This is a genomic window from Pseudoalteromonas sp. NZS71_1, assembly GCF_015864305.1.
GTDB classification, from domain to species: Bacteria; Pseudomonadota; Gammaproteobacteria; order Enterobacterales; family Alteromonadaceae; genus Pseudoalteromonas; species Pseudoalteromonas arctica.
The window spans coordinates 359,599-382,994 of the sequence record NZ_JADYXM010000002.1 but is presented as its reverse complement, the minus strand read 5'-3'; the positions used below and the strand labels follow the sequence as shown (position 1 = coordinate 382,994).

At 37.5% G+C, this 23,396-nt stretch carries 18 protein-coding genes; 7 read left to right on the top strand and 11 right to left on the bottom strand.

All coding sequences use genetic code 11. From position 1 onward, the window contains the following. The first annotated feature begins 84 nt into the window (after positions 1-84). Together I6F43_RS04595 and I6F43_RS04590 are read left to right on the top strand one after the other, a co-directional pair. The gene (locus I6F43_RS04595) at positions 85-1,020 is read left to right on the top strand and encodes a hypothetical protein (protein WP_197101242.1); all 936 of its coding nucleotides are present in this window, start codon (positions 85-87) and stop codon (positions 1,018-1,020) included. A 37-nt stretch (positions 1,021-1,057) separates the two neighbouring features. Next, on the top strand, positions 1,058-1,399 hold the full coding sequence (locus I6F43_RS04590; protein ID WP_197101240.1) for a YajD family HNH nuclease: 342 nt from the start codon (positions 1,058-1,060) through the stop codon (positions 1,397-1,399). 68 nt (positions 1,400-1,467) lie between these two features. Here the strand turns inward: I6F43_RS04590 and I6F43_RS04585 are convergent, their stop codons facing one another. After that, complete coding sequence (locus tag I6F43_RS04585) at positions 1,468-1,902, bottom strand: nuclear transport factor 2 family protein (protein ID WP_197101238.1); 435 nt, start codon at positions 1,900-1,902, stop codon at positions 1,468-1,470. A 101-nt stretch (positions 1,903-2,003) separates the two neighbouring features. Further along, entirely contained in the window at positions 2,004-2,474 is a 471-nt protein-coding gene (locus I6F43_RS04580; RefSeq protein WP_165734603.1) for a YHS domain-containing (seleno)protein, read from the bottom strand. A 126-nt stretch (positions 2,475-2,600) separates the two neighbouring features. On the opposite strand from I6F43_RS04580, the gene I6F43_RS04575 reads away from it, so the two are divergent. Continuing rightward, complete coding sequence (locus tag I6F43_RS04575; RefSeq protein ID WP_197101235.1) at positions 2,601-3,422, top strand: AraC family transcriptional regulator; 822 nt, start codon at positions 2,601-2,603, stop codon at positions 3,420-3,422. 24 nt (positions 3,423-3,446) lie between these two features. Here the strand turns inward: I6F43_RS04575 and I6F43_RS04570 are convergent, their stop codons facing one another. Both I6F43_RS04570 and I6F43_RS04565 read right to left on the bottom strand, forming a co-directional pair. Next, a complete protein-coding gene (locus tag I6F43_RS04570; RefSeq protein WP_197101233.1) occupies positions 3,447-4,721 on the bottom strand; it encodes an alpha/beta hydrolase in 1,275 nt (424 codons plus the stop codon). A gap of 205 nt (positions 4,722-4,926) precedes the next feature. Then, positions 4,927-6,285: a serine hydrolase domain-containing protein gene (locus tag I6F43_RS04565; RefSeq protein ID WP_197101231.1), complete on the bottom strand. Its 1,359-nt coding sequence runs from the start codon at positions 6,283-6,285 to the stop codon at positions 4,927-4,929. Positions 6,286-6,470: 185 nt separating this feature from the next. On the opposite strand from I6F43_RS04565, the gene I6F43_RS04560 reads away from it, so the two are divergent. After that, the gene (locus I6F43_RS04560) at positions 6,471-7,124 is read left to right on the top strand and encodes a hypothetical protein (RefSeq protein ID WP_197101229.1); all 654 of its coding nucleotides are present in this window, start codon (positions 6,471-6,473) and stop codon (positions 7,122-7,124) included. A 25-nt stretch (positions 7,125-7,149) separates the two neighbouring features. On the opposite strand, the gene I6F43_RS04555 is transcribed toward I6F43_RS04560, so the two are convergent. Beyond that, on the bottom strand, positions 7,150-7,932 hold the full coding sequence (locus I6F43_RS04555) for a DUF1223 domain-containing protein (RefSeq protein WP_231614021.1): 783 nt from the start codon (positions 7,930-7,932) through the stop codon (positions 7,150-7,152). Positions 7,933-8,555: 623 nt separating this feature from the next. Here I6F43_RS04555 and I6F43_RS04550 point away from each other — a divergent pair. Together I6F43_RS04550 and I6F43_RS04545 are read left to right on the top strand one after the other, a co-directional pair. Beyond that, positions 8,556-11,627: a PKD domain-containing protein gene (locus I6F43_RS04550; protein ID WP_197101228.1), complete on the top strand. Its 3,072-nt coding sequence runs from the start codon at positions 8,556-8,558 to the stop codon at positions 11,625-11,627. 317 nt (positions 11,628-11,944) lie between these two features. Next, positions 11,945-12,622, top strand: coding sequence for a glutathione S-transferase family protein (locus I6F43_RS04545; RefSeq protein WP_197101226.1), 678 nt, complete (start codon positions 11,945-11,947; stop codon positions 12,620-12,622). A gap of 53 nt (positions 12,623-12,675) precedes the next feature. Here I6F43_RS04545 and I6F43_RS04540 read toward each other — a convergent pair whose 3' ends face one another. From I6F43_RS04540 to I6F43_RS04515, 6 genes are all read right to left on the bottom strand, one after another. Continuing rightward, entirely contained in the window at positions 12,676-14,415 is a 1,740-nt protein-coding gene (locus I6F43_RS04540; RefSeq protein ID WP_197101224.1) for a SulP family inorganic anion transporter, read from the bottom strand. A gap of 155 nt (positions 14,416-14,570) precedes the next feature. Continuing rightward, the gene (locus tag I6F43_RS04535; RefSeq protein ID WP_007581455.1) at positions 14,571-17,510 is read right to left on the bottom strand and encodes a TonB-dependent receptor; all 2,940 of its coding nucleotides are present in this window, start codon (positions 17,508-17,510) and stop codon (positions 14,571-14,573) included. 623 nt (positions 17,511-18,133) lie between these two features. Next, positions 18,134-18,658: a DNA starvation/stationary phase protection protein Dps gene (gene dps / locus I6F43_RS04530; RefSeq protein ID WP_010553097.1), complete on the bottom strand. Its 525-nt coding sequence runs from the start codon at positions 18,656-18,658 to the stop codon at positions 18,134-18,136. 236 nt (positions 18,659-18,894) lie between these two features. Further along, the gene (locus tag I6F43_RS04525; protein ID WP_007581464.1) at positions 18,895-19,263 is read right to left on the bottom strand and encodes a DUF2237 family protein; all 369 of its coding nucleotides are present in this window, start codon (positions 19,261-19,263) and stop codon (positions 18,895-18,897) included. 136 nt (positions 19,264-19,399) lie between these two features. Next, a complete protein-coding gene (gene gss / locus I6F43_RS04520) occupies positions 19,400-21,268 on the bottom strand; it encodes a bifunctional glutathionylspermidine amidase/synthase (RefSeq protein WP_197101222.1) in 1,869 nt (622 codons plus the stop codon). 332 nt (positions 21,269-21,600) lie between these two features. Beyond that, positions 21,601-21,987: a hypothetical protein gene (locus I6F43_RS04515; RefSeq protein ID WP_197101220.1), complete on the bottom strand. Its 387-nt coding sequence runs from the start codon at positions 21,985-21,987 to the stop codon at positions 21,601-21,603. A gap of 370 nt (positions 21,988-22,357) precedes the next feature. Between I6F43_RS04515 and I6F43_RS04510 the strand changes: the two genes are divergently transcribed. Next, positions 22,358-23,191 carry a mechanosensitive ion channel family protein gene (locus tag I6F43_RS04510; RefSeq protein WP_165721105.1) on the top strand — a complete coding sequence of 278 codons (834 nt, stop codon included), beginning with the start codon at positions 22,358-22,360 and terminating at the stop codon, positions 23,189-23,191. Positions 23,192-23,396 lie beyond the last annotated feature (205 nt).

The window sequence follows — 23,396 nt, the reverse complement described above, 5'->3', positions numbered from 1 at the left end:
GTTTTCATCAATTGTTAACCTTTTGTGATAATTTAAGGTGAAAAAAACGCTACTCTAATACAAATTAATTTTTGAGTGTTTTTAATGAATCGCAATTACTTGGTTATTGTGAGCTTTGCTGTTTTAGCGGCATTTCAATCTGGTGCTGTATTGGCTTTCGACTTTGACTTAAAGTCGGTACGAACCACTATTTCAAACCCTAACACTAGTCACGCGTTAATATACGACGACTTGGCTGGGAGTAATCAAAAAACACTGTTTTCGTTAGAGCCCATAAACAATCAACGTGTGGGTGTGTTTTTTGATATTAACGACATTGAAATTGGTTATTCAGCCGATATTTTCGAAGATGATGTTGAAACAAAAACACAAGATATACTGCTTTCTTATAGAAAATTTAAAAATTCTAAAATCACATTTAACTATCAAACGCTTGAAGGGCTGCAAAGCACGGCTAGCAATTTAAGCGGCAATCAAACGGATCAAATTTTCTCGCAAAATACACGTTCAACCAAGTTTGAGCTATCTGGCCAACACAACTTCTATACCTTCAATAATAAAGAGTCTTTGTTTGAGCATTTTTTTCTTAATAGGCCAAAGCTAAGCAGCAAATTTGATTTGTCGTTAAGTATTGTTGGCGCGTGGTCTTTTAAGCATGTATCTCTTGAGAATAAAGATAATATTGTGTTTCAGGCTGATTTTTTAAATTCGTCTGCACCACAGGTCACTAAGTTAATTTCTAATTCGTATGGGGCGAGTATTGGCTCGCTTTTATCATTTTCGTTACCGCATAATGTTCACGTATTTGCTGAATACAAAGTAGGTAAGGGAAATATTCGAAATACAGACCCAGGACTGGGATTAAAAGATTCGGGCGGCGAAAAAGTAGCAGCATACGGCGGTGGAATTTCTTGGACTTCTGACAATAAAAAACTTATGGTTGTACTACGTGCATGGGAGCAAACAGGCCGGCATATAGATACTTCTTTTGGTGATTTGTCAGTAATTAAGTTTTTTTAGTATTGAGCACCGAAATAGTGAATTTACCAGGAATATTATGAGTAAGAATAACGATGTACCTCAGGCTTATGTTAAGCAAGAGGAAGGTTATAGAATAAAAGCCTTAAGATTATATCCTTGGGTATGCGGGCGTTGTGCTCGTGAGTTTGAGTACTCTAATTTACGTGAGTTAACGGTGCATCATGTTGATCATAACCACAGTAATAATCCTGAAGACGGAAGTAACTGGGAGTTATTGTGTATTTATTGCCACGACAATGAGCACAATAAATACCACGAACATATTATGTATGGCGGGTCGACTACAGAGCGAAAGATAGAGGCTGCAACGCATTCTCCGTTTGCCGATTTAAAAGCGCTGTTAAATAAATCAAAGTAATATTTGAGCCACGTTAATGGTCAAATAAACAGGTTAAAATTTTATAACAGCGATTATTGGTTTAATAGTTATTGCAAAATATAAGCTTTAGCGACTATTTTCCATTCATTATCTAGTTTAGCTAATGTTAGTGCATCGTAAAAGCGGTTAGTAGAGCGAAATAAAACAACAGCTAAACGATCGTCAACTATGTTCATACTAATAATTTCACCATCGAGGTTTCCACCCGCTGGGTTTTTATTTGATGCCCATTGGTTAAGCACACTGGTCATATCTTTATAAGACTTAATAACTTTTTTACCGTTGTCGTTTTTTACTACACCCACCATTGTTGCGTGCTCTGCTGCAAATGCGCGAAATAAACGTTCTTTACTCGCCTCCCTTTGACCTTGAAAGTAGTCGTTTACTGCGGCTTTTATCGCTACTTTATCAGAGGCTTGATCAGCCAATGTACTAAACGATAAAAAGGTAACACTTATAATAACTAACAACGATTTCAACATAAAACTCTCTACTGCTAATAATGAACAACGCACTAAATTTAAGGCTGCTGGTGTAAGCTAAAGCAGCCTCACAATATTATATTTAAATGAAACTTTGTTTATTAAAGCTCTTTTGCTGTTTTGTCTTTTATGTCAAACCAGTTTGAGTCGGCTGAATTAATAAAGCCAGGTACGTCTTTTAGCCATTGTTTTTGAACTGATTTATCAAGATTTAAATAAAGTTTGTTATCAACAATTTTGAACGCTTCTGGATCTACGTCAAATTTTTTCTCCATTGATACACCAAACGCACAAAAGCCACCAAATTGTGGTGCGTACTTTTCTGGATTCGCTCTAAATAAGTCGCGGTGCTTAGCTGAGGTGAATTTATAAATGGCATTTTTATGTGTTGCAGTATATTCAGAGCTGCCTGTTACTGCTTTGTTTTGGGTAAAGTAAGCAACGGTATCGTAACCACTAATTGCAATGTCGTTAACGTCGGCATTTGCGTCTATGTCTGCTGCAAAGCTTAGTGAACTTGCAAGGACTGATGCTGCAAAAAAAGCTGATTTAGTGAGTGTCGAAAATTTCATGTGTATCTCCAAAGGGTAATTTAATTAGTGTGTTTGTTTAAAACTCAACTGTACTTTATCGTTATTGTTTGGTTAATATGCGTCTATTAGTCTGTATTTTCATACCAATAATCCAAAGAGGCGTTTATGGACGTACTTTCGAGTGTACTGAGTCACTTTTCGCTTAATGCCAATGTGTTTTTTAGTGGGAACATGTGCGGTACGAGTGACTTTAGTGACGATCAAGGTGTTGGGCATTTACATTTATTACGCTCAGGTACGTTAAAAGTGCGTAGTAATAGTGGCTTTGAAGTTGTTTTATCTACGCCTTCGGTTATATTTTTTCCTCACTCTACAGGGCACTGTTTATTTTCGGATAAGGGTGACGGTGCTGATTTAGTGTGTGCACAAATTAGCTATCAAAGTGGAGGGCATAGCCCTTTATTGCAGGCGCTGCCTTTTTGCTTAAATTACGAATTAACGGGTGATGGATTATTAGCGCAGAGTGCTTTTTGGATTTTTGAAGAGGCATTTAAAGACGCCAGCGGTAAGCATTTAATTATAGATCGCTTATGCGATGTATTTTTAATTAGTGTGCTTCGTAAAGTACTAGAAGAAGGCACAATTAAAAGCGGGATGATGGCAGGGCTTGCCCATCCTCAGTTGGCTAAGGTATTAATAAAAATACACCAAACCCCAGAACAAAGCTGGTCGCTCAGCACTATGGCTGAGGAATGTGGTATGTCGCGCTCTAAATTTGCCGATACCTTTAAGCGAGTAATTGAGCAAACACCGGCTGACTATTTGGCTGATTGGCGTTTATCGGTTGCTAAAAAGCTTATTTTAAAAAATCAAAATATGGATTTAGTGGCTAATCAGGTTGGGTACGAAAATGGCTCTGCACTTGCCCGTGTATTTAGAAAAAAAACAGGGCAAGCGCCAAAAGAGTGGTTATTGAGTCAGCAGTAAGCTTTATTTTTTGTGTGCTAACTACTATTCGTTTTTGATTAAGTAATTTGAATCGAGCGACCAGAAGTTGTTTTCGAGCTTTTGTAGAGGTCGTTTTTTAGAGCCTGGCGATGCTTTATGTAATATCAAATTAATGAGATCAGAACTTACCGCCGGATCACTATGAAAGTAATCATGACCTATTAAGCTGCCAGATTTAGGCACTTTAATTAGGCTTACGTTACCTACTGAGGTAAATATGTCTTGCTCGTTTATGTTTACATCTTTTGTGTTTAACCTACCAAAACTTAAGCTGTTTGTTAGCCATTGTGAAATACCCAATGCGCTATCTTCTTGAGAGGTGTAAATAGTGATTTTTCCAAATGCGGGCCCAAATTGCTCAGCCATTAGCCTTTGCTTAATAATACCAAAATCAAGATCGGGAGCAGCTAAAATTAAGTTTTCAATACGCAGGTCTTCTCGGGGATTTCCGCCACTGGCTCTTTTTTCAATTATAAGTTCTCTAAGTGTTGTGGTTACTACATCTGTGCCACGGCTATGCGCAATAATATGAATATTTTCTATTTCAGGATTTTTAAAAAGTAGTCGTAAGGTTTCTTTTAAATGAAAAATAGTAAATTGACCAGACTCTTTATCTTCAAAATAGCCGGTTAATCCTGTGGCGGCAGCAGGCCAAGAGTAAACAATAGGTACGCCTTGTCGGTTTAAAAAATGCCAAATACCAGCAAGAGTAAATACCGATTCGTTAAAGGTATTATTAAAGCCATGCACAAACAAAATAACATCTTTATTATTACTGTTTTTTAAACGCTGATTAATATTTTTGTTTAATTGGGTTTCGTGAAAAATTTTGCGTTCTAAAATATCTTCGTCAATTTGGAGTTTGTTTTTTACGCGTCTAAATTTATAAGGCGATAAAGGGAAGCGACCTAATTCATCCGCTTTTTCCATTACGTAAGTCAAATTTCCGGAGCGATTTTTAAGGCTACTTTGCTTTAATAGCTCACTCCACTGCAAAGATTTATCGCCAAAATTTATTTTTGCTACACCGTACGCAATTGATGGCGAGCGACTTGCGTTATACATAACCCCCTCTTTTTCAGAAACTGCTCGGTCTGTAACATAGAGTAATTCCATACTTGTAGTATGTAGGTTTTTAGGTACTTGGGCTTCTGAATAAGGCGTACTTACATATAAATTGGGTGTAGGCATTAAAGCTGGGTTTGAAGTACAAGCAGATAGCAAAATAATGAGCAAAGGGGCGAAAATATAGGATTTACCGTGAGGGTGAAAAAGCATGCTTATTCCTTATTTTCGGTTTGTAAATTATTTTAAAGAGGTTAAGTATAAAATTAGCATATAAAAAGTAACATATTTATTACCTTTTACACATCACATACTAATTTTATAATTTATTGTTGCGTTAACGAGGATTCAAAATAAAAATACCCGAGCTTATAAGTAGAGAAAGCTGCGGGCATTGTTTTTTGGGAGGCTTATAAAGCTAAATCTTAATCGCCTCAGTAGGCGTTGTTGATAATCCACTAAAATACTTCATTACTAATTGGCCTTGGCTGTTTTTTTCTATTACTAAGTAATTGTTTGAATTAGGGTAGTAAAAGCTATTTTTAGACATGGTAATAAGTTTTGTTTTATCGCCACCAGTGCGCTTTGAATACAAAACGTCATTTTCAAAAATTAGGCTGCGTAAGGTGTTTTCATCAATACGGTAATCACCCAATACGGGCGCTAATTGCAGCTCTGTTACCTCTGCTTTTTTAAACTCGGGGAGTGCAATACCCAGTGCTTTGGCTGTGAGTTTTTCGTTGATAAAAATAGGGTTTATGTGGTTTGAATTAGCCAGTACGGCTACATATAGCTTTTGCTCTGGAATATAGCGTGCATGGGCTAAAAAACCATTTATTCCGCCAGTGTGTTTAATTACGGTGTATTCATTCAAAGGCTTAATAATTAATCCGTAACCATAGGATGAAAAGCTGCCGTCATTGAGTTTAAAAGGGCTGACCATCTTCTCATAACTTGCTTTACTAATAAGCTTGCCAGACGCTAGTGCACTAAACCAAATGTTTAAGTCAGTCGGAGTAGATATAAGCGCACCTGCGGCATAGGGCCAATCCATATTAATGTAGCTGGTGTTGATAAATCCTTGCTCTGTTTGCTCATACCCAGAGGCGCGATGAGCAACAATTTCTTGCCCTTCATAACTACTCTGGTTCATTTTTAGTTTTTTAAATATGTGTTGTTCAATAAAGTCTTTGTAAGACTGGCCACTTGCTACTTCAATTATTTTCCCAAGCAGTGAATAACCGGTATTTGAATAAGCCATCGCTTCGCCGGGTTTAAACACCATTGGGTGTTTGGCAAATCGCGCTAGTGCATCGTCAACGCTGGTGGGGACTTGTATTTCTTTATCAAAGAGATCGTCGTCATCTGTGTAGTTGGCGATGCCTGAGGTGTGGGTTAATAAGTTTTCGATTGTGACGAGGTTGCCCTCTGTTGGAAAGCTTGCAACATACTTATGAATATCATCGGTAACCGCTAGCTTACCTTGCTCTTGCAACATCATAATTGCAGCTGCAGTAAATTGTTTTGAAATAGAACCTAAACGTAAAACGCTTTGCTCATTAAGTGCAATGTTATGCTCAAGGTTGGCAAGCCCGCGCACTCCTTTAAAAAGTACTTTGCCATTTTTGCTTATAATTACCGATACCCCAGGCTCGTTTTCAGCAAGGTTATCGTTAAGAATTTCCTGATATTGCGAGGCTGTCGGGTTGGCTTTTACAAGGCTGGGTGTTAATAGCGAGAGGGCTAACAAACAGCTAGCGTAAAATGGCTTAATCATATTCATCCTTTTTTAGTTTTTATACCAAACCTCTAGATAGGCTTAGCGATCCTTGTGTTTTATAGTGAGTTAATATTGCACAGCTAAAAAGTAAACACAATTATCGGATTTTATAGGGGCTCAGTAATAGGTATAATCGCTGCGTTTATTGGTTTTTATTATATTTTTACAAGGAAGTTGTTGATATGCCTGATGTAACAGCTCTATTTTATATTGCCATAATGGCCTTTTATTTATTGCGCTCAAATGATGGAAGTAAGTTAATTATAACTACGATCGTTTTAGCTGCTATTCCTCTATTTACGGGCGACTATTGGCAGTGGTTGCAACTAAGTGGGCTGTTAAGTGTCATTATTTTAATTATAGAAAAAGAGAAAGCAGGGGCTACCGCAGGCGGTGCAATTGCGGTGTTAGTCGCTCTATTTATTGGGGCTTTTATTGTAAGTGTAATTATTAATACAGGATTGACCTTTTCGAGTAATTTTAAGTTTTCTACTTTTGAAGTTAAAGCTCCCTTAAGTTACGGATGGTCTACTCATATTATTTGGTTGTATTGTCTTACTTTTGTTATACCGCTATTTGCCATTTTACGCGGTATTAAAAAGCCCGTAGCATTCTTTGGCACTAATTTAACCGCACTCGCTTTAGCTGTATTACCACACTATTGCGGCTCATTTATTTATGGGCTTATGCTAAGCGTAGCTATTATTACTTCTCTTTATTTAGTCGCTTTCGTGTTTAAAACAGATTCTGAACAACGCTTTATGTTTACGTATATGGGTATGAGTGGACTACTAACAAGCTGTATAGTTAAAAGTGTAATGGTGGCCTATTTTTAAACTTCAGCTGTTTATTTTATCCATATTAAAACCAATCTGCTGCAACTTGTAGTGGGGTAGGGTCGCTTTTTTCAGATACCCAAAATACTAAGGCTTGCTTTGTTGGCGATACATTATTAGCGCGAGGCAGGGGTAAGTCAGTTAATGATAATTGCTGCTTGGTCTGCATGTCACTTTGCTCGTAGCCAATAACAACAAAGTCGTGTTTTAACTTATGGCCTGCGTTTTCGCCGCTGTGTATTTGTGTTTCTATGCCAAAGCCTAACAGAGCTACATGGGCTATTAAGTTTTGGTTAGTATTATCTTCGGTATTAACAGTATCGTATTCGAGATTAATTTTACTGTTGTTTATAGTCGCTTTTAAATTACCTAAATAAGGGGCTTTAGCTACAGGAATAGCTTGCTTATAAAACCAACCTTGCCACCCGCTGCCGTTAACCATAAATCCCGGGGTTGCTACAATCCTACTTTTACCGAGTGCCTTATAAGTACGTTGTCTTTTACTAAAAACAGCAGAGGCAAACGGGTCTTTCCATCCTAAATAATCCCAATAAGTAACATGAAAATTAATAGGGATTAAATCAGTCCATAGTTTTTCATCATCTGTAAACGTTGAAATCCAGCGCTCTGCTGGTGGGCAACTACTGCAGCCTTGCGATGTATAAAGCTCTAAAAAGGTAGTCGGATTAGCTGTACTGGAAATAGTCACTTGCTCAGCAGCTTGGCTTTGAAAGCAAAAAATTATTAACCCAAAAAATGCGATAAGGAATGGACGATATAATGTTTTAGAAAGCATGCTGTGGCTCATAAAGGCTAATATTCACCTTAGCATAAGTGATTTTTAATATTGAAGTATCACGAAATACTCACAATTGAATCACGTTTTAACTGTGCATTTTATTTAGCTTCTCAATTATTGAAATACTTTACATGACTAAATTTTATTTTTAGGAAATATTATACTTAATCTGATGGTTTGTTAGTTAAAAGCATCAACCTTTAGTGTGTAAGTGTTTTTTTATATAGAGGTTATCAAATTTTGAGTTTTTATTTGGTTATTAGCAATAAAGATTACGATATTTATCAGGGTTATATTTACCTAATAAATATTATGCTAATTAGTTTTCTAGCCTTTTTTATCTAGAAATAAGGGGATAGTGAGTTGTTTTAGGAAGTATCGCTTCGTTTTATTATTTTAATTAAGTTAATTATTTGTGTTTTAGTTTTTTATTGTTCTGATAAGTGGTACGGTGTTATGTTGCCTAAGTTGCTATCCTGTTGTTTTATTTGACTTTTAATTGTTGCCTTTAAGTGTCATTTAGTTAAAATAAGGTTTCAATATAACTTTTTATTGGGTCAAAACACTCGATTTTAGTTTTAAACGGATGTTTGATTTACTAAAAATCAGTAAATTTCAAAAGGATTTATTAAATGAAAAAGACAAAGTGCTTTGCATTGTGTTTAATCGCAACCTCTATTTTAACTGCGTGTGGCAGTGATAAAGACCCATCTAGTACTAGTGAAACACCTAAAGTAATAGCCAACACAGCACCTTCAGTAAATGCAGAAGCTGACCTTATCGTAGATGAAAATCAATCTATTTCATTTACAGGAACTGCTGAAGACTCAACCGGTACAATAGCAAGCTATGCATGGCAGCAAACCTCAGGGATTGATTTAGAGCTTAGCGGCTTAGATACAAGCACCCTTTCTTTTACAGCGCCAGAAGTAGATGAAGAGCAAGTTGTTGTATTTGAATTAGTTGCTACTGATGATGGTGGTTTAACTGCATCTGACTCTATTTCAATTACTATTAAAAATGTACTAGTAGAACCAACATTGAGCTTAAACGAAAGAGTCACTGTTGAAGAAAATACAGAAGTAGAAATTACAAGCATAGCAGAAGATTCTAATGGCTCAATAGTTTCGTATGCTTGGCAACAAACTGACGGCATTATCATTGAAATTGATAACTTAACTAATGATTCTTTAAAATTTATTGCTCCAGAAGTTGATTTTGATACAACGTTAACTTTTGACTTAACAGTGACTGATAATGATGGTCAAACAGCTACAAGTAGTGTTTTTGTTGATGTGACTAATGTTGCCGCAAGTGTTATGTCTATACCTGGTGGTAGTGAAAATATTGTTATAGATGGGCAAACCGTTGAAGCAGCGCTGAATGAAGTATTAGTACATTTAAACGATGATGTTACAGAAGCTGAATTAGAAGCTGTTTTTGATGAGATTAGTAATAATGATGCTGGAATCGCAAGTTTTGATGATGCATTAAAAGTATTACAGATAAGAGTTAGAGAAGGCGCTTCTGAAAATAGCTTGATAACAAAAATTGGTGAAATGGGCGGCGTTAGGCATGCAGGTTTAAATACTGTTATAGAGTCAAAAAACTTAAGTCTGATTAGTAATTACAATCATGTAATCAAAAATAAAAACACTGTAATACAATATATTGCAGAGGAAAGCACTGATGAGCCTCTTTTTTCTGGAGATTATTGGGTTAAAGCTGTAGCCGCAGATAAAGCATGGGATGCATTACAAGAACGTACTTTAGCGCCAGTGACATTAGGTGTTGTTGATACCGGTATAGGTGCAGGACAAAATAGCATTGAAAGCTCTCGCTTAACTCGTCTACGCGCACAAGAGAATGGCCAATTTGGTGTTGTTGAAGGTGATGATACAGAAACTGATAGTTCTCATGGGTTGTGGGTATCTAGTTTTATTGCAGGACATAACACGAGCGAAGGCAGTGCAGTGTATGGTGTTGATCACAGTGCCAACTTAATACATACCGATATTTATGTTAAGCGTTGCAAGGATGGATCAACTACTGAAGAGTGTTCATCTGAATCTCCTATTAAAACTTATATAACTGATTTAATAGCAGGAACTAAGGCGACTATAGATAACGGTGCGAGCATTGTAAATATATCTTGGGGTGATACAAGCACTTGTGCTGACGACTCACAAGTTAGATTAAAAAGTAATAGAAATTGGCGTCTACAACAAACTAACTTAGTGGAATACGCAAAAGAAAAAGATGTATTACTAGTTTATTCGGCTGGTAATAACTGTGAAAAAAATGATGATCAACTTTTAGTTGATATCAATGATATTGCCCAAGATGCTTGGCAAACAAATACATTGATTGTAGCGGCAACAGATGCAGATGATAAAGAAACTGATTTTACACGTATGGGTAACGTCGTAAATATTGCAGCTCCTGGTGATCAAATGGGGTGGGGGAATACTGATGGTAGCTTAGGCGTAGGTACATCATTTTCAGCTGCTTTAGTAACAGGCTCTGCAGGGATTGTGAAAGGAATTAATAGTTCATTAAAAGCAGCGGAGATTAAAGATATTTTAGTTGCTACATCTTCTAATTTAACGCTTTCTGAAGAGTCAAAAGCGCTAGGCACAACCGGTCCTACGCAGTTACTAAATATTCATTCTGCAATACAAACAGCCGATTTAACTGTTGATTCTGTTTTAGAAGTTAAGGCTCCAATTGCTTTATCTAAAGGGGATAAAACTACTTCGCAATTAAGTTTTACCTTACCTGCAACTACTGTGACAGCAATTGATGTTATGTTTTTAATTGATGTTAGCGGTAGTTATGCTGATGATATAGCCAGTTTAAAAGAGCAAGCTGACAAAATATTAGAAAACTTATCTGGCCGTGGAATTAATGTTGCTTTTGGAGTTTCTGCTTTTTCAGATTTCCCTATTGATGGATATGGCAGTGAATACGATGGTGATGAAGCGTTCTATTTATTACAGTCGATGACAACGGATATAGATGCCGCAAAAATAGGTATTAACAATTTAACTATTTATTCAGGTAATGATTATCAAGAGTCACAGTTAGAAGGTTTGTACCAAGCTGTAACTGGGGCTGGTAGAGATATAGACAACGATGGAAATTATACTAGTTTGGGTGATATTGAACCTATGAATATTGGTTGGCGTGAAGGTGCTTTAAAAGTTATTTTATTAGCGACAGACGCGCCATTTCATGATTCAGATATAGATGATAATTACCCAGGTGCGGGCAAAACTGAGGTCATCAATATATTACAAGAAAAAGGTGTGACTGTATTTGGATTGCAAAGCGGCTCTATTGACCTAGCTACAGATGATTTAGATTCAATTGTGTTAGCTACTAAGGGACAAACATTTTTATTGTCGTATGATAGTAGCGAAATTGCAGCGACTATTTCTTCAGCTCTTGATGAGGCTTTAAAAGAAATCGATCTCTCAATTGAAGTGATTTCAGGGGAACAGTGGGTTGAAACCATTACACCAGTCTTAATTGAGAACGTTAAACCAAATGAAGAAGTGACCTTTGAAATTAATTTGAAAGGGATTAAAAATGCCTCTCTTGAGGAATTAAATTACGAAGTGATACTTTGGATAAGAGGTGATGGTAGCGCAGTTGTAAGAAGGGTTGTAATTCCTATTACAGTTCCAACTTTAGCCGATTAATTTAGACAAAATTAAATGATTAATAAAGCCGATATTGAGCGTTGCTCAATATCGGCTTTTTATTTAATGGGCCAAATATGAGTAGTGCTAATACTTGCCATGCTTTTAGTTTGTTGTTTATATAATTGATTTTTAAGTGTATTACTTCTTACAAAAGTTTATTTTTTCTTTAGCATAAGTGATTTTTAAGATTGAAGTATCACGCAATACTCACAATTAAATCACGTTTTAACTGTATATTTTGCTTAGTTAAAACTTAATTTGAACACCCGCTCAAGTTGTGCTTTAATCGTTGCTCAATTATTGAGGAACTTTACATGATTAAATTTTATTTTCACCATACTCCTAACCCAATGAAGGTTGCACTCTTTTTAGAAGAAACAGGCTTACCGTTTGAACTTGTTCCTCTTGATACTTTAAAAGGTGAGCAACATACACCTGAATTTAAAGCAATTAATCCAAACGCTAAGGCGCCAGCAATTGTTGATGGTGAAACTCGTGTGTTCGATTCGAATGCTATTTTAATGTACCTTTCTGAAAAATATGGAAAGCTAGAAGGCAAGGGCGATGACCGCGCTGAAATGCTGTCATGGTTAATGTTTATCGCATCTGGTTTAGGTCCGTATTCAGGGCAAAGTGTACACTTTAGACACATGGCGCCAGAAGGGCTTGATTACGCGGCTAATCGTTATTTACGTGAAGCGCAGCGCCATTACGAAGTGCTTGATACGCACCTTGAGGGCCGCGACTTTATTGTGGGTGATACGTATACCATTGCTGATGTATCTGCATGGGGTTGGATTGATAAAGCACCGGTTGTACTAGGTGAAGAGGGCTTAGCACCGTACCCAAATCTTAAGCGTTGGTTTGAAAGCATTGATAGCCGCCCAGCGGTTGCACGTGCACGCGTAATTGGTACTGATGTAGCATTTAAAAAAGAGTTTGATGAAGACGCTAAAAAATCGTTTTTCCCTTCAAATTACCCAAAAGTATAAAAAGTACTTAATACAAACAGCAGAGCCAGCTAGCTGATCTGCTGTTTAGTATTTTATGGATGTGTGAGCGCCTCTTTATTTTCATCTGCCACGAATAAATTAACTTCCTCTGTATGCTGGCTTACGCTATTTCTTTTTAGGGCGATGTATAGGTCTGAGTGAATGTATATGCCCTCTGTTCCTGACTTCATACCGGCAATTTCAAACCATGAGAGCAGCTGGCGTTTTCTGCCTGCAAGTTCAAGCCTTATATCGCGCTTTTTAAATATAACGTCGAGGTCGGCAAGCATTGCCATTACGCTTAAATCCAAGTGAGTAAAGCAGGGCACAGCATCAATTATTACACAGTGGGTGTCGTCTTTTTGCCTTGCGTATTGCTCAAGTAATCTGCGTTTAAAGTAGCTGGCATTAAAGTAAGTTAAAGGTGAATTAAAGCGGTAGATAAACACGCCTTGCACTGCTTTTGCTTTATCTGTGGCGTCTAAACTTCTTACTACACCGTTAACATCTACGCCGAGTATATTGTCAGTTGGGCGCATAACAGTGCGAATAAATTGAAATAACCCCAGTAATACAGCAAGTGTGATCCCTGGTATAACGCCAATAAATAACACCGCAAGTAAGGTGGCTGAGGCGAGATAAAATGCCTGTTTATCTTTTCGTTTTAATTGCCAAACCGCTTTTAAATCGAGTAAATGAACAGAGGCAATAATAAGTACAACACCTAGCGCTGCGCTTGGAATAAATTCAAGTGGGGCTGTTAAAAACACGGCTATGACCGCAATAATGGCCGCTGCTATTATTGATACTAACTGCGTTTTACCACCCGTTGCATCGTTAACAGCGGTGCGTGAGTCGGCGCCACTGACTGCAAAACCTTGCGAAAGAGCTGACGCTATATTGGCAATACCTAGCGCTCTAAATTCTCTATCGGCGTCTATGTCGTAGCCATTTTTAGCGGCAAAGCTGCGGGCAGTTAGCATCATACTTACAAAGCTCACGATGGCTAAGTTAAGTGCGGGTACCACTAACTCACGAATAATCCCTAAATCAAAAACAGGGGTATTAAAAACGGGAAGCCCGCCAGTTACGGTACCAATGGTTTTTATATCAAGTTGTTTTAAATCAAAAATCCATACCAAAAGCGCACCAAAAGCTATGGCGAACATAGACGCAGGCCACGTGGGCCTTATGCGCTTCATGGCAAAGTAAACCGCCAGTGTAAACAAAGCCATTAGTAAGGTGGGAACATGTGTTTGCGCTAGATATGTGGGTACACCACCTAGGCGTTCAAGTAGGTAGCGTTCGTCAAAGGTAAAACCGAATACTTTAGAAAATTGACCCACAATAATAGTGATAGCCACGCCGTTTAGTAAGCCCATTAAAATAGGTTTAGATAAAAAGTCGGCTAATACACCTAACTTAAATTTACTGGCTATAAAGCACCAAAAGCCGGTCATAGCGGTCATTGTGACAACAAGTTGCCAATGCTTAAAGCTGTCACCTGCAGCAAGAGGTGTTACTACTGCTGCAATAACGGCGCAGGTGGCGGCATCAGGGCCGACTATTAATTGCTTAGAAGTGCCAAAAAGCGCATATAGCATCATTGGCAGTATGCAAGAATATAAACCGACGGCGGCGTTAACACCGGTTAGTTGTGCGTAAGCAATGGCAACAGGTAAAGCTACCGCAGCTACCGATAGCGCCGCTCTTACATCATCAGCAAACCATTGTCGCTCGTAGTGCAGCAATGTATCTAAACCCGGCATAAAATTATATAAACGCGACAGCACTTCAGTATCCTTGCTAATAGTTACAACGTTTTGATAGTAAATTTAATATTCAAATAAGTATAGCTAGGAGGGAGTGTTTTTTACGTAATATAAAGCCACTTTTTTATAGACGTAAAAAAGCCTGCATAAAAGCAGGCTTTAGTGTCCAGGGAAAATTAAAATTTAGCGCGAATACCAAAGCTGTAACGGCGATCCGCTTCAGTGTACTTCCAAGCACCACCTAGTTCAGATAGGTAGATTGAAGGCTCACCCGTTAAGTTGGTCGCATTACCTACTAAGGTCACGTTTTCGTTAATATCCCAGCTTGCAGAGAAATCTAACTGGCCTCTGTCGTCACGGTAGTTATTACCGTAAACAGTGCCTTCTGCTGAAATGCTGCCGTCTGAGTTAATATTTTCTACGCGTTTCTCGTTTTCTGTATCTAAGAAACTGTCACGGTAGTTATAAGCGATACGAGTAGAGAACCCTTCGTATTCCCAAAATACTTGTAAGTTGTACGTATTTTTAGAAATATCTAATAATGGGTTGCCGTTTGGTTGTTCGCTGTCTGCATACGTGTAGTTTGCATTAACACCTAAGCCAGAAAATGCACCAGGTAAGCTTGTGAAGAACTGTTGGTAACCAACTTCAAAACCTTGTACTGAGCCGTTTTCACCGTTTACATTTTTAACTGTATCAATACCCGTTAGTCCTGCGTCACGCAAGCCTGCAACATGGTTAAAGCCATCTATATCTACAGGGTAGTCAGTCGCATCTGAGTAAACTAGGTTGTCTTGAGATACACCTGCAACGTCAAGCTGACATACTTGGTTCCACTGAGTTACGTTTTGACCTGTTGAAGTGCTTGATGCTGCTACACAGCTACTTTCGTTACTTAAGAAAGACTCAACATCTTTATAAAATACTGCGAAAGATAGTACGTTACCTTCATCAAAGTAATGCTCTACAGATAAGTCGTATTGCGTTGCACGGTATGGTTCTAAATCAATAGAGCCTTGCGTTGCACCTGTAATGTCGTTATTAACGTCAAATGCAGGGCTTAGCTCGCTAAAGTCAGCGCGGCGCATAACTTTTGCAGCAGCAAAGCGGAATAATGTTTCGTCTGAGTAGTTATACGTAACGTTTAAGCTTGGTAAAAAGTCGCTGTAGTCATTGTCGCCAGTTACTTTTTCGCCATTAAGAAATACGCTTGATTCTAAATCTGTAGTCACATAACGACCACCCACAATCGCAGTGATGTTATCAAAGTCTAAGTACGCTGATATGTACACAGCAGCTGTATCTTCAACTACGTTACGGTATGCGCTTTCTTGGAACTCTTGGTTATCTGAAAGACTACCTGTTGACGCTAGGTTAGTACCTGCAAGTAACTGCTGAAGTTGAGCGTAAGTATTTGCAGGGTTAGATAAACCGTTGTAGCTTAAAAACGTTAGTAGGTCATTTTGTCCTGAATGACCTAATTGGTCAAAAGAGTTGTCGTGGCTAACTGTTGTGAAGCTATTTGAAAAAGCAGCGTTGTAGTCATCAACCCATAAAGTAGCTAATGAACCATCTGAGTCGTTAAATGCATTTTTGTAAATGTCTTTAATTTCTACTTTGTATTGCTCATATTCGTAATCGCGGTTAGTAACACGTACACCTGCTTTTACTTTAGATACCCAGCTTAAGCTGCTGAGAGGTTCAAACATTTCAACGTCAAAACGAATAGCTGTTTCGTCATTGTCTGTTCTTCTATCTTCACTTTTAAACGTACGTAGTGCTAAGTTTTGTGGGTCAGTAAATGCATTTGGATCTGAATGAATGATGCTTGGTAATTTATTACCGTCTTGAGAAAATGCACCATCATATAAATGATTTGTTAGCTGAGTTCCGCCACTTGCTTCAAATGTTGATTTTTCGATTGGGCGAAGTGTAAATTCAGAATCAGGTCTTACGCTTTCTGATGATGCTACTGCAATTTCGCCAGAGATTTTTATACTGTCAGTAAGGTTCCACTCTGCACCAAGTGCATTTGAAAACGAGTCAGTTTCACGAAAGTCACTGTATGTTTTAGGGATACCAAATTCGTTTGTTAGCGTGTAATTATTTACGCCGTTAGCATCTTGAGTTGTATTTGCATCTGTCGATAACGAACCCGCAACACCTAATATAGAGTTACCACTTTGCTCACCAGAGCGTTTAGTGCCACTTAAATCTAGATACACCATGCCATTACCAGATTGCGGTGCCCATTGAAGTGATAAATTTACAGCAGTACGTTTACGTTGTTCTACATATTGTTCAACACTGTGCTCGTCTCGTACGATAGCGTTGCCACTTGGTGTATTACCTTCTTGGCCATTAATATCAATGTCTTGAGGTTTAACACGGCTAGACGTTTCATCTTGACGAATTTCACGATCTTGATATGAAAACATAGCAATGGCACCAAAGGTACCCATTTCGTCAAAGTCCCAGTTGTTACCAAGTGAACCACTAAAAATAGGTGCTACTTTTTCTGTTTTATCAGCGTACTCACCATCTAATGAAACAGCACCAGTTAGTTTATCTAGCTCTAATGGGCGAACTGTTTTTAAGCTAACTGTTCCGCCTAATGCACCTTCAATCATATCGGCAGTAGGAGACTTAACGACTTCTACTGTTTTTAAGAAACTTGATGGGTAATCTTGTAAGCTAATACCGTCACGAGAGTCACCAATAGTAGAGCGACCGTTTAATTCAACACGGTTTTGAGGTAAGCCACGAATCGAAACACTGTCACCCACACCAAAATCGGTATTAATAGATACACCAGTAATACGTTGCAGTGCTTCTGCAATATTATTATCAGGTAACTTACCAATGTCTTCAGCAACAATCGCATCTACAATACGTCCGTCAGTACGCTTAAGCATAGCGGCGGCTTTCATACTACCTAGCATGCCTTTTACTTCAATAACTTCAATATCTGCAGCTGCCGTTTCTGAAGCTGCCGGAGCCTCTTGCGCTGCAATATTTGAAGAAGCCATTAGTAAAAGGGCTGCTGCACTGATTGTTGTAGAGCTACTTCTTTTATGTTTATTAATTAATGTTGAAGTAATTTGATTGAGTTTCATGTATCTCTCCCGTTTGGGTACGACTTACGTCATTGTGTGTGTTGTTACTTGGTTTGGTTAACCAATTTAACTGCTATTTCCCTGTAGTGTGTCATACAGGTGGTATGGTTGAAATTAGTCCAATTCAGCTTTTATTACAACCTTTGTTTACCAAAAATTCACAAGGTGTATTACAAAGTGTTCTTTTATTTTGCTTATATTTAATAAATTTAATAGCTTATGGTGTATTTTTATTTTTTATATTTTGAGTGAATTTTATTGAAGTATGTTTACCAAAGGCGTTTTTTATATTATTTGTACTATTAAATACATTTTTTAGTACTATTTTTAAATTTTATGTCGTACTTTTATACGTATTTAGTTTGTTTTTTAAGTGATGTTAAAATAATGAGATGTTCATTAAAGGTTGGGTATGGCTTATAAATTTGCGAAATAGTAAGGAGTATAAAATCATTCAATTTTATTTTGGTTATTTGTTTTGGTAATACCAATTTTCTATTGTTTTTATATGAATTTTGTATTAGAGCTTACTGATACATATCTATATATTATTATAAATAGAGTGATTTTTACGCAAAAAAAAGCCCAGCATATTAATGCTGGGCTTTCTTAGATTAAATATATTAGCTTTTTAGCTCGCCTGTAGATGATTCTAAATGTGCTCTAATAAACCACTGAAATTGCTCTAGGTCAGCTAGTTGGCTGGTGATCATATCTTCAGACACCGGATCTAATTCAGAAAGAGTCTCAATTGCTTTGCGGTGATCGCCATTAACGCCGTTGTATACTTTATCAAGTGCGGCTAAATGCTCGGTTACTAACCCTTTACCTACTGAGTATTCGTTCCATGTACGACGATCTACAATTGATTTTGGCGTACCAACGGGCACTCCACCAAGAGTCGCAATTCGCTCTGCAATTGTATCTGTCATTTCGCGCACAATGTCTACTTGTGGGTCTATCATTTCATGTACGCCAATAAAGTTAGGTCCCACTACGTTCCAGTGAATATGCTTTAAAGTAAGCTGTAAATCTATCAATGCAACCATGCGGTTATCTAGCGTAGCTATTGTTTTTTGAGCTGATTCGTCACTCATACCTGGCGCGGTAAATTTAGTTGTTTTGTTTGATTCGTTATTGTTACTCATAATTTCTCCTACATTAAGTAATGTGTTGCTCATATAATATGTTGCGTTATGAGCATGACTTAAACTTAATGAAGCAACTGTTATGCCGTAAGCTGATTGTTTTTAAAAGTTATTTAAAAACATGTGGTTATGTTTTTATTTAAGATTTTAGAGGCTGGAGGGGGGATTGAATTTTTGAAAAGCCTGCATACATTTGTAAAATCTGCAGACTTTAATTTAATAACGCTTAAGTGTATTTAAACTTTGGCTATATATTCGTGCGCTTTTAAAACATCGAGCGGCACTATTTCTAATGATTTTTTATTTGTAGCTTCAAGTACCACTGGTGGCGCAACGTTTGCTGAAATAGCATGAAGCCATCTTACTGCACACAAGCACCATTTATCACCGGCTTTTAAACCTTCAAAATCGTAAAGAGGGTTTGGGCTTATTAAGTCGTTACCTTGTGATTTTGAAAATTGTAAAAACTCGTCAGTCATAATTGCACACACACTGTGATTGCCAAGATCTGATTCTGGTACATAACAAAATCCTTCTCGTGTGTAGCCACCATTACCGCAACATAGTTTTAAACGTGTGCCAAGTACATTAAATTGATTCGCCATGAAATACCTTAGTTTGTGGTGTTTAATAAATTTACTCTATCAGGAGTAACTCGCTTGAGATAGCTATAAAACTTAAAAGAGGGAAGGGGGTCTACACAAACTTAAGCCCGCAGCAAAATTGCGGGCTTAGTATTATTTATTTAATACGCAGTGCCATACAATCGCTATGGCCGTTTATGATCATGCTTTTATCAACACGTACGCCACCACCAGAGTATTTTCCGGCGGCTGTAAAACTACATATTTGTACAAAGTAATCATCTACTTTGGGCAGTGCAAATAGTTGTTGGTATATTTGGTCTTGCTCGGCAAAGTGCCCCATTGTTTTTTCTATAACTTGCTGCTGTTCATCAACAAGTTGAATATTAGCACCACAACGTCCTACTATTGGTTTAACTACATAACCGGTTTGTAATAACTCGTCGTTAAGCTCAAACGCGGTATTAAGTAAATATTTATGATTAGGGAATAAACTCCACAGTATTGGTAAAATAGCCTTGTTACTTGGGATCAATGTCCACAGCGGTTCAAATACCATCACGTTTTTACGCAGCAGTACATCGACTAAGCGTGGCGTTTCACCAATTTTGAATTGTGGTTCAAAGTTATCACCTAATGATTGGTCGGCTTCACATTCTTCACGAATTTGATCAAGTGCGGTTTCCCACGACCACGTTTTCCACACGTAACTCAGTTGTGCGCCATCTGCATCTACTATGTTGCCTGATTCATTCCAGCGAAGTGTGCTTAAGCCAATTACTAACTTACACTCAAAGCCCGCAGCTTCAATGGCTTCTTTCATAAATAATGCGTGATAATGCTCTTCTGGTTCATCATCTTGCAGAATATGAACAAGACCTTTTACTTCACTTTTACGCCATGCTTTTACGAGATCTTTAAATAAATTTTGGCCTGCATCTACACCTATTTTAACACCAAAGTGTTTTGCCCATTTACCCTGAACTTTGCCGCTCTCCATATAACACGATGCCGAATCGCAATTGTATTCGTAAACTTTTAAACCTGCTGCTGTTAAAGCAAAGTCAAACCGACTGGTAATTAATTGGTTTAAGCGGTTATCCCACGATTGGCGAATTTTATTAATCACAACATCGGGTAAATTAAACTTTTTTAATAACTCAGGGTGCTGCAGTACATAGTCGGTTGCATGCATAAATAAGCCATGCAGCTCATTTGTTGCATGCTCAATGCTTTGCTGCGCCGTTTGAGATATCGCAAAGTAATTATGTTGATCCTCAGCTACTGATGTAAGTTTATGGCCTTGCATCATTTCTACGTAGGCAGCTTCATCGTCATTCGCAATATTTAACCATGACTTGTTTGCTTGGCCTGTATCTACTGCTTTATGGGCTTCTATAATAAATAAATCAGTATTTAGCTCAGACGTTGGCTCAGCATATTCTGTTTCATCAGTTTGTGTCATCCAGCCTAAAATAGTGGCGTCGCTGTAAGAGCACTCAATCCAATAGTCGCCATCTTTAGTTACTTTTGCTTTTAGTTCACGGCACCAGCTTTGATCTTTTGGCCATATTTGATGTCCTACATTTTGCTCAGCAAGGCGTATTTTATCTTCGTGCACTTCAACAACGACAGCAACATGCCCTGTTTCTTCAAACTCGCCGCCTTCCTCCCAAATAAGTAAACTACCTACTTGAGGGTGATGTTTAGCACCATTTTTAAACGCGTTTAGTGGCAATCTGTTTTGGCTATTTACATCGCGCACTGAACGCAGCTCAAAAATATCGTAAGCCATAGCAATATCATCAAAAATATAGCTATGGTTGAGATACATCCATCGACGTGCAAATTCAACGCATTGCCATTTATAGCCCATGTAAATGCCATCAAGGTAACTACGATAGGCGCTACGATTAGGATAAATGCTTTCGTCAGCCGTATCATAATCAGATGAATACACAGCAACATTACCAGGTGCATAACCTAATAAGGTACCAAAATCACTAGCAGGAGCAGAAGATTTCATAAACAAAGATGTTCAAAATAAAGGTGTGATAATTTGCTGACTATATGAGCGAAACTGCGTTATAGCAAGATATAAAATATGTTTTTACGAAGGGGGATAAGTAAAAAATCACTCATTCATTAAAGAGTGAAAATACGGGAGAGTACTTTTACTAATAGTGTTAGGTTTGGTGCTTTTTTGACTTGTAACTGGTTGAAAATTATTAATATTTTTTGAAGTGATTGTTGTTGTTTAAATCTCAACTAAAAAATGGAGAAACTATAGGTAACTTCTCCACTTTTATTATTCATATTTAGTGATTTTTATAATATGTAAAGCAGGTTAACGCGCCGCTAAATCATTTCAGCATCTATATGGCGTATTAGGTTTGATACCCAATTAACATATTGGCGGTGAATTTTTTTGCCGTTGTAGTTTAAGTTAATAGAGTCTTTATAGTTGATTGAGTATTCCGTTTTGTCGTACGCAATATCGATAGTTAATTGGTGTGTGCGAATATCCAGTACACCTTTTATTTTACCTTCACTCATAGGCGTACACTTCCAACCAAGCTGAATACATGCCTTTAGAATACCTTTTTCTACGTCAGCTTCACTGTTGGTAATTGTTGATGTTTGTGGAATAGGGTTTTGTTCAAAGTCTCTTATTGCAACAGATGTTGAACAACCAGCAAGTACAGTAAGTGCTGCCGCTGTAAGTAAAATTGAGTACTTTTTCATAATAATCCTTTGTTTTAATTTCATCCAATTGTGTTGTCTCGCCAATATATGCGCGCTTAGGTGAGATTATCGGTAAATTTATAGATGAGTGCCAGCAATAATTAGAAAATTAAAAGAGTTAACTGAGATTTATATTGGGCATTAACTTTATTTATGAACTAGTTAAAGTTTAATTATTTAAGCTATAAACCAAGGGGTAAAGCAAAATTATGTGTTGAAAGATTTACGTGAGCGATGACATGTTTTAAGGGAACGCTCTTTCTTTATGTTTTAAATTACTCCTATAGTCGTACTTTAGTTAATTTTTTGTTAAACTATTGCGCTTAGTATGGATTGAAGTCAGTTAAAAGTTTTTAAAACAGGAAAAACAATGGAAGACATAATAAACAACATTGATATTAATCAATATTTACCCGCTGCAATTACGTGGGCAACCAACATATTACTGGCGATTGCAATTTTACTTGCGGGCTTATGGCTGGCAGGCAAAGTACGCAATTTAATTATTGGCTTGTGTCATAAATACACTCATCTTGATGACACGCTTTTTCGCTTTTTAGGCAGCATGGCTCGCTACATCATATTAGCGTTCGTTATTATTGCTGTGTTAAATCGCTTTGGTGTACAAACAGCCTCTATTATTGCTTTGCTAGGTGCTGCGGGGCTTGCTATAGGCTTGGCGTTACAAGGTGCAATGTCGAACCTTGCAGCGGGCGTTATGTTGCTTGTTTTCAGACCTTATAAAGTGAATGACTTTATTGAGGCAGCAGGGCGTTTTGGTAAAGTAACAGAAGTAGATATGTTTACTACTATTTTACAAACGTTCGATAACCAACAGGTTATTATTCCAAATAGTCAAATTTGGGGCGCGCAAATTATAAACCATTCACATCATCCAATTCGTGGTGTGGATATGCATTTTGGTGTTGCTTACGGTGAAGATACAACGGCTGTACGTAAAGTTATAGATGCCGTACTTGCAGCGCACCCACACATACTAAAAGATCCAGCTCCTTTTGTTGAAGTAGAAACTCTTAACAACAGCTCAGTAGACTTTTTAGTAAGACCTTTTTGTAAGGGCGAGCATTACTTCGATATTCTTTACACGGTGCCAGAGTTAATTAAAAAAGCACTTGATGAAAACAACATTGAAATACCTTTCCCACATCGTAAAGTTATTTTAGTTAACGAGAATAAAGATTAATTAAATTTAAAAATGCATAAACCTAAGAGCACTTTTAAGTGCTCTTTTTTTGTGTGAAAAAGTTACATACCTGTGTAACCTTTTCTTTTATAAACCACTTCAAATACTACATTGTTATCTGTACAGCCCTTTTTTACTAGGTTGGATGGCTGGTCTTTATTTTGCATTTGCATAGTCGCTTTTAGCTTTTAAGCTCATAAAAACT